The organism is Umezawaea sp., from assembly GCF_057122925.1.
In genome coordinates this window covers 1-7,604 of record NZ_DBNGPQ010000089.1, presented here as the reverse complement: position 1 = coordinate 7,604, position 7,604 = coordinate 1, and the positions used below count along the sequence as shown (strand labels likewise).

Annotated in this window: 7 protein-coding genes; 2 read left to right on the top strand and 5 right to left on the bottom strand. The window is 71.4% G+C overall.

Translation table 11 applies throughout. The annotated features are described in order from the left end of the window. From AC156L_RS19990 to AC156L_RS19980, 3 genes are all read right to left on the bottom strand, one after another. The coding region (locus tag AC156L_RS19990; RefSeq protein WP_484407156.1) for a PPE domain-containing protein at positions 1–947 on the bottom strand (947 nt) is incomplete at its 3' end. 3 nt (positions 948–950) lie between these two features. Continuing rightward, positions 951–1,559, bottom strand: coding sequence for a DUF3558 domain-containing protein (locus tag AC156L_RS19985; RefSeq protein WP_330878459.1), 609 nt, complete (start codon positions 1,557–1,559; stop codon positions 951–953). Between the two features lie 5 nt (positions 1,560–1,564). Then, positions 1,565–1,984: a hypothetical protein gene (locus AC156L_RS19980; RefSeq protein ID WP_330878460.1), complete on the bottom strand. Its 420-nt coding sequence runs from the start codon at positions 1,982–1,984 to the stop codon at positions 1,565–1,567. 545 nt (positions 1,985–2,529) lie between these two features. Here AC156L_RS19980 and AC156L_RS19975 point away from each other — a divergent pair. Continuing rightward, complete coding sequence (locus AC156L_RS19975) at positions 2,530–3,462, top strand: GNAT family N-acetyltransferase (protein ID WP_330878461.1); 933 nt, start codon at positions 2,530–2,532, stop codon at positions 3,460–3,462. Here AC156L_RS19975 and AC156L_RS19970 read toward each other — a convergent pair. Beyond that, a complete protein-coding gene (locus tag AC156L_RS19970; protein WP_330878462.1) occupies positions 3,448–4,989 on the bottom strand; it encodes a sodium:solute symporter in 1,542 nt (513 codons plus the stop codon). The two genes, AC156L_RS19975 and AC156L_RS19970, sit on opposite strands and share 15 nt — an antisense overlap. Further along, positions 4,976–6,124 carry an anhydro-N-acetylmuramic acid kinase gene (locus tag AC156L_RS19965; protein WP_330878463.1) on the bottom strand — a complete coding sequence of 383 codons (1,149 nt, stop codon included), beginning with the start codon at positions 6,122–6,124 and terminating at the stop codon, positions 4,976–4,978. The genes AC156L_RS19970 and AC156L_RS19965 overlap by 14 nt, the downstream gene beginning before the upstream one ends. Positions 6,125–6,231: 107 nt before the next feature. Between AC156L_RS19965 and ftsY the strand changes: the two genes are divergently transcribed. Next, entirely contained in the window at positions 6,232–7,566 is a 1,335-nt protein-coding gene (gene ftsY, locus AC156L_RS19960; RefSeq protein WP_484407154.1) for a signal recognition particle-docking protein FtsY, read from the top strand. The last annotated feature ends 38 nt before the right edge of the window (positions 7,567–7,604 follow it).

The following is a 7,604-nucleotide window of genomic DNA, read 5'->3' as shown; positions in this document are numbered from 1 at the left end:
CCGCCGCCGCGACCGGCACCGATCTGGCCGGGGCCGCCGGGCCTGTTGGCGGGGTTGCGGGGGTCGTTCGGGCCGAACGGCACGATGCCGGTCGGGTTGTCGATGCCGCCGGGGATCCCGGTCGGCGGCCTGGTGGGCGTGCCGATCGGGGGCCGGTTGGGGTCGTTGACGTCGGACGGCCGCGTGATCCCGTCATCGGTGTCGCTGGGCCGCGTCGTGTCCTGGTCGGTGCGGGAACCGTCGGTGTCGCCGGTGCCGGGCGGCCTGGTGGGGTCGCTGATGACCGAGCCGATCGACGTGTCGGTCCGACCGGTGCTGCTGTCGGTCTTGCCGTTCCCGTTCTGGTCGACCTCGCCGGGCTTGTAGTCGATCTTCCCCGGCGGTGTGGGTCCGGTCTCGTCGTCGACCTCGGCCGTGGTGTCCGGCGGTGCCTCGAAGGTGGGCATGTTCGACACGGCGTAGTTCGTGCGATCGGCGTAGGCGTTGATCACCCGCATGTTGGCCTCGTCGACGCCCTGGCTCTTCTCGACGGCGTCGTCGTAGTCCGTGTCCCACGGGCTGAAGTCGTTGTACCAGGGCTTGTCCGGAACCTCGACGGGCGGCTGCACCGAGTTCTGCGCGTCGCGGTACGCCGAGCCGATCTCCGCCACGGCGCTCGAACCGCTGGCGGCGCTGGAGCCCGTCAGGTCGGCCCAGGTGGACAGCGGGGACGCCGACGACCGCATCGAGTCACCCGCGGCCCCGCTCCACGTCGCACCCGAGTCCGTGACGGCCTTGTTGATCAAGGTACCGATCTCCGCCTGAAGGTCGGACACCTTTCCCCACGCGTCCTGACCGGCATCGATCACCTGGGGGTTCCCGTTCTTGAACCACCCGTAGACGGCTTTCGCGCTCACGCACATGCCGACCGGCCCGGAGAAGAAGTTGCCCGCGTCCGACGGAGCCATCAGCTACCCCTTCAGGTTCTGGATGATCAGGGCGGCGACTTTCTCGGTCTGGCCGCATGGATCCTTGTACTCGGGAAGCGCCTCGTTCTCGGTGATCAGCTGAACGGAGATCGCGTCCTCGCTCGAGGTGCCGACAGCCGTCGCGCAGGAGCCCTTGGCGTTCGTCTGGTCCGAGTTGACGGCGGCGTACCCGGACACCTTCGTCTCCTTGACGACCGGCGTGTTGTTCTTCTTCAGGTTCTCGACGATCGATTCGATCGTGTTGCCGCTGCTCGCGATGACGACCTCGTAGGTGACGCCCTCGAGCACCTTCTGGGCGCGGAAGTCGCAGCTGGGGCCCAGCGCGCTCGTCCCGGCCTCACCGGCCTTGAAGGTGCCCAGCGTGGAGAGCTGGGCGGGGGTCAGGGCGTCGCACGGCTTGGCGGCGAACTTGCCGGTGTCGAGCTCGACACCCTCGAACGAACTGCTCGGACTCGTGCCGGTGCTGGAGGCGGGGGCTCCGGTCTGAGTGCCCGTTTCCGGTGTGGCGCGCCCCCCGTCCTTCCCGGAGCAGCCCGCAACGAGGCCGATCGCCGAGATCGTCGCCAGCAGGATCAGAATCGTGGGCCTCAACAGTGTCATTCCTTCGGCTTCAGGGAATCGTGTGCCGCGCTGTCCGTCTGGCCGTAGCTCGCCATCGACGTCTTGATGTTCTCGATGGTCTTGGCCAGGGCTTCACGGGCCTTCTTGTTCGCCCAGCCGTAGCCGCCCTCGGTCCCTCCGGCGGAATCGCGGATCGACTGGGCGGCCGCGTCGCTGTACGGGTCCTGGCCGGGGGACTTGGCCGAGGCGATCGTGTACGACTCCTGGTAGGCGTCCTGGAGCTTCTCGATGGCCGCTTCCAGGCCCGCGATCAGCTTCGGCGCCTCTTCCAGGTCGACCTGCATGGCCGTTTTGCCCATGCCGCCGCCCGCGCTCGTCAGACCCGAGCCGATGGCTCCACCGATGGCCGCGCCTGCGCCGACCGCGGTGATCGCGTCAAATCCGATGAGTGCCATGACTCCGTGCTCCCCTCACACCCAGTCCTGTAGACGATGATGACATGGTCGCGGTTCCGCGTCCGGTGATTCACCCACTCCTTCAACCGTCCAGGGGTGCTCAACGCCACGTCACCGCCGTCGCCGCGGCGTCCCACCCGGTGGTGCGCGGCCGTTCGCCCACAGCGGAGCCACCCGCGGTTCGCGGCCTCCGGAGCATCGGGGGAACGGGCGGGAACGGTCCCGCGGGCGACGGGGTGACCGGTGCGGCCAAGCCGGGGGCCGCGTCCGGCGAGCCGGCGTCCCACCACCCCCGGCGCGCACCTCGGTGGCGGTCGTCAACGTCCTGACCTGCGCCGCGGCCGAGGAGGTGGGGCGCGCGGCCAGGTCCGGGATCGTCAGCACCTGATGCCCGGTGACGACGTCTCGCGGGCGCGGGTGGTCGGAGGCGTGCGCGGCGGTCCGCCCCACCTCCGGGGCCGAGGTGCGCCGTGCGCTCGACCGCCCGCGTCCACGCCCGGAAAACTCCCTCGCTTCGGTTCGTCCCGCGGGCGACCATTCCAGACATGTACGACACCCGTTTCGCCGTTCCCGGCGACCTCAGCGCCGTCCTCGCGCTGCTCGTCCGCCTCCAGGCCGACAGCGCGCACCACATCGGCTACCTCGGTGAAACCCTCGGCGAGCTGACCGAGGAGCTGGCCGAGTTCGAACCGGACTGGCCGTCCTGCACGGTCGTCGCCACCGACGACTCGGGCCGCGTGTGCGGCGTGCTGAGCGTCGAGGTGGACACCGAGCTGAACCGGGCCTGGTTGCACGGGCCGTTCGTGGACGTGCCGGTCAACCACCCCGCGGGCAGTCGGATCTGGGACCAGACCGCCGACGCGATGTACCTGACCGCCGCCCCGCTCCTGGTGGACGTGCCCGACCGGGAGCTGTTCGGCCACACCGACCACCGGCGGCTGGAGGCCTTCGCGACCAGGCACGGGTTCGCGAAGGGCAAGCCGTCCAGCGTGTTCGTGCTCGACGGCGACGGCTTGAGGGCCCTCCTGCTGCGTGAGGCGGGGTGTCCGCGCACCGGCCCGGCGCGGGAGATGCGGGTGCTGCCGACCGACCCCCGCGTGCACGAGGCGGTGGCCGTGCTGCACGAGCGGTGCTTCCCGCGCACGTACCTGTCCGGCGCGTCGCTGGTGGACGGGTCGACCGAGCGGACCGTCGTGGTCGCGATGGACGGCGAGCGGGTGCTCGGGTACGCGACCGGCAAGGCGCAGGCCGAGGAGTACTACGTCGACTTCGTCGCCGTGGAGCCGGACCTGCGGGGGCACGGCGTCGGCGCCGCGCTCGTCACCGAGCTGGTGTGGAAGCTCGCGGCCCTGCACGGGGCACGACCGCAGGCTGCGGCGTCGATCCTGGCGGGCAACGAGTCGTCGGAGGGGATGTTCGGGCGCCTCGGCTTCCGGCTGCACGTCGAGCTGGTGGCGTACCGGTCAAAGGTCGCGTGACCCGACCGGTGCCCTGCGGCGCAACGAGAGCAGCCCGCCCACCACCAGCGTGACCAGCACCCCGAGCGGGGTGTACCAGGGGTAGGCCAGGACCTTCGCCGTGGCGCTCGCCGCGGCGAAGTCGATCTCCGGTGAGAGGTCAGGGCCGACGAACTTCACCCCGAGGATGACGAAGGCCATGACGACGACGGTCGTGACGAACGCGGCGACCGCGTCGGCCTGCCGGGCGGCCTTGAAGACCAGCCCGAGGAAGAACGCGCCGAGCAGGGCCCCGTAGGTGAAGCCCGCGATGGACAGGCCCTGCTCGACGATCGGGTTGCCGCGCTTGGTGACGGTGGCGAACAGGCCCGCGCACACGATGAGCAGCCCGGCCCACACGACGGTCCAGATGCGGCCGTGCTTGAAGACCTCCGCGTCGGTCAGCTCGCGCCGCACGACGTTCTGGTAGACGTCCGTCACCGTCGAGGACGCCAGCGCGCCGAGCGACGAGCTGAGGGCGGCGGCCAGGATGCCCGCGATGACGAACCCGGACAGCCCGGTCGGCATGTCGTTGACGATGAAGCTCGCGAACAGCTCGTCGTTGTTGTTCAGCCCGAGGTCCTGCACCGGCTTGGCGGCGTTGTAGAACGCCCACAGCATCACGCCGATGAAGAGGAACAGCGTGAACTGGAGGAACACCACGACGCCGCTGGCGATCAGCGCCTTCTGGCTCGCGCGCACGTCCTTGGTCGCCATCAGCCGCTGCACGATCAGCTGGTCTGCGCCGTGCGAGGCCATCGACAGCACCGCGCCGCCGATCAGGGCGGTCAGGATCGCGTACGGGCTGGTCAACGGGCTGGAGCCGAGGTCGAGGATCTGGAACTTGTCGGCGTCGACGGCCTTGCCGAACCAGCCGTCGGGCAGCTTGCCGGACAGCACGACGATCACCGCGACCGCGCCGAGGACGTACCAGAGCATCTGGATCGCGTCCACCCACACGACCGCGCGCACGCCGCCGAGGAAGGTGTAGACGACCATCGCGATGCCGAGGACCAGCACGATCGTCCAGTACGACGCCGTCACGCCGTAGCTGGCGAGCACGACCTTCACCGGGATGGCCGTCGCGAACAGCCGCAGCCCGTCGGCGAGCAGCCTGGTCAGCAGGAACGTCACCGACGCCGTGCTCTGGAGGCCCTTGCCGAACCGCTGCCCGAGGAACCCGTACGCGGTCACGAGGTCGCCCGCGATGTACTTCGGCAGCAGCACGAACGACACCACGACGCGGCCGAGCAGGTAGCCGATCGCGAGCGACAGGAACGTCATCCCGCCCGCCTCCGGCGTCGCGAGGTAGGCGATCGTCGGCACGCTCAGCACCGTCAGCGTCGACGTCTCCGCCGACACGACGGACACGCACACGACCCACCACGAGATGCGCTTCTCGCTGACGAAGTAGTCGGTCGACGACTTCTGCCTGCCGCCGATCCACACCCCCAGCAGGGGCATGCCCACCAGGAAGATCGCGATGATGGCGAGGTCAAGGGCGCGCACTGGTGCCTCCTGGAGGGGTGCTGATCCTCAGTCGGGTGACGGGCGTGGCCGCTGGGGCCGGCAGGCGGAGTGGATCACGGCCGGGCGTGATGCCGCCCAGCAGGCGGGGACCGGCCGCGCCGGTGGCGCTCGGCGCGTTGGCCGGGACGCCGTGCCAGGTCAGGAAGCCGAGCAGGGCGCTGAGGTAGGCCTCCTTGGCGTCCGACGGCAGGCCGAGCGAGTCGCTCGTGACGAGTTCGACGCCGTCGAGCGCACGGGTCAGGGCCGCGACGAGTACGGGGTTCCGCATCCCGCCGCCGGACGCGACGACGACCCCCGCGCCCCGGCACGCGTCGGCGATCGTCCGCGCGGTCAGCTCGACGAGCGTGGCCACCAGGTCCTCGCCGCCGACCGTGCCGGACACCGCCTCGTGCAGGTACGCGAGGTCGAAGTGCTCCTTGCCGGTCGACTTCGGCGCGGGCCGCGCGTAGTAGGGGTCGGCCAGCAGGGTGGCCAGCAGCTCCGGCAGGACCTCGCCCCGCCGCGCCAGCTCCCCGTCCACGTCGTGGGTGCGCTTGCCGTGCGACAGCTCCAGCACGGCGGCGTCGAGCAGCGCGTTGCCCGGTCCGGTGTCGTGGGCGACCGGTGCCGCGCCGGGCGCGACGACCGTGACGTTGGCGATGCCGCCGATGTTCAGCGCGACCGCGGGACGGCCGGTGGACGCCGCGAGGTCGGCCAGCCACAGGGCGTCCAGGGTGCTCGCCAGCGGTGCGCCGTGACCTCCCGCGGCGACGTCGCGCACCCGCAGGTCGGCCACGACCGGCAGCCCGGTCGCCTCGGCGATCCACGCGGGCTGGCCGAGCTGGAGGGTGCCGAGGCAGCGGCCGTCCTCGACCCAGTGGTGAACGGTCTGGCCGAGCGAGGCGACCAGGTCGGCGTCGCCCGCGCTCAGCGCGGCGGCGGCGAACGCCTGCCCGAGCCGGGTGTCGGCCCGGCAGAGCTCCTCGGCCGAGCCGGTGCGCACGTCGGCGGGGAACGGGTGCTCGCCGTGCCACAGCGGGGTCAGCACGACGGTGTCGCCGTCGAGGCGCAGGTCCGCCAGCGCCACGTCCACGGCGTCCATCGACGTCCCCGAGATCACCCCCACGACCTTCATGAGGTGTGGTCTATTGCACACGGCGTGGGACCGCAAGGCCTGTTCGTGGGTGATTCGCCGACTGTGCGGGTGGTTTGTCGGCGGGTCACGCGGGGCACCGTGCGAGGATGGCGCCCGTGTCGACCGAGACCGTGATCTGGATCGTTGTAGCCGTCGTGGCCGTGCTCGCGGTCGCCCTCGTCGTCGGTGTGGTGCTCGCGCGCCGCAGGCGGATCAGCCTGACCGACCAGCAGGAGGCTCCGAAGGCAACCGGCTACCGGGCCGGGGGTGGTATCGCGTTCGCCCCGGCCGAACACCCGGTCGCCGACCGGACGGAGGTCGACGGCCAGCCCGGTGTCGGCGACGACGCCGCGGTGCCGCGCGACTCGGTGAAGCGCCCGCTCGTGGACGTCGTGATCCCCGACGAGGTCGTGGTCGCGCCCGCTACCGGGACCGTGCCCGAACCCGAGGTGGCCCCCGCGCCCGAGCGGGTCGAGGACGAACCCTCGCTCGACGAGATCGAGCCCACCGCGGGCAGGCTGGAAAGGCTGCGCGGCAGGCTCTCCCGGTCCCGCTCCACGTTCGGCACCGGCCTGCTGGGCCTGCTCGGCGCGGGCGACCTGGACGAGGACTCCTGGACCGAGGTCGAGGACACGCTGCTGCTGGCCGACCTCGGCGCGGCGACCACGATGGAGATCGTCGAGACCCTCCGCGCGGAGATCGTCTCGCGCGGCGTGCGCAGCTCGGGCGAGGCCCGGACGCTGCTGCGCGAGGTGCTGGTCGAGAAGCTCCGCCCCGAACTGGACCGCTCCGTGCGCGCCCTCCCGCACGCGGGCGGCAAGCCCGCCGTCGCGCTGGTCGTGGGCGTCAACGGCGTCGGCAAGACCACCACCACCGGCAAGCTCGCCCGCGTGCTCGTGGCCGACGGCCGCACCGTGCTGCTGGGCGCGGCGGACACCTTCCGCGCCGCCGCCGCCGACCAGCTCCAGACCTGGGGTTCACGGGTCGGCGCGGACACCGTGCGCGGCCCGGAGAACGGCGACCCGGCCTCCGTGGCCTTCGAGGCCGTCAAGCGCGGCATCGAGCTCGGCGTGGACACCGTGCTGATCGACACCGCGGGCCGCCTGCACACCAAGACCGGCCTCATGGACGAGCTGGGCAAGGTCAAGCGGGTCGTGGAGAAGCAGTCCCAGGTGGACGAGGTGCTGCTCGTCCTGGACGCCACCACCGGCCAGAACGGCCTCACCCAGGCCCGCGTGTTCGCCGACGTCGTCGCCATCACCGGCATCGTGCTCACCAAGCTCGACGGCACCGCCAAGGGCGGCATCGTGGTGGCGCTCAAGGAGGAGTTCGACGTGCCCGTGAAGTTCGTGGGCGTCGGCGAGCGCGTGGAGGATCTCCAGGAGTTCGATCCGGCGGCGTTCGCCGAGGCCCTGGTGCCGGCACCGGAAGCGGCCGCCTGACGGGGGATACGCAGTTGGACGAGGCACCCTCCCGTGGT

Bases quoted from the DNA above. Each gene is read 5' to 3' on its own strand.
- AC156L_RS19980 (WP_330878460.1), bottom strand. From the start codon at position 1,984: ATGGCACTCATCGGATTTGACGCGATCACCGCGGTCGGCGCAGGCGCG.
- AC156L_RS19975 (WP_330878461.1), top strand. From the start codon at position 2,530: ATGTACGACACCCGTTTCGCCGTTCCCGGCGACCTCAGCGCCGTCCTC.
- AC156L_RS19965 (WP_330878463.1), bottom strand. From the start codon at position 6,124: ATGAAGGTCGTGGGGGTGATCTCGGGGACGTCGATGGACGCCGTGGAC.
- ftsY (WP_484407154.1), top strand. From the start codon at position 6,232: ATGGCGCCCGTGTCGACCGAGACCGTGATCTGGATCGTTGTAGCCGTC.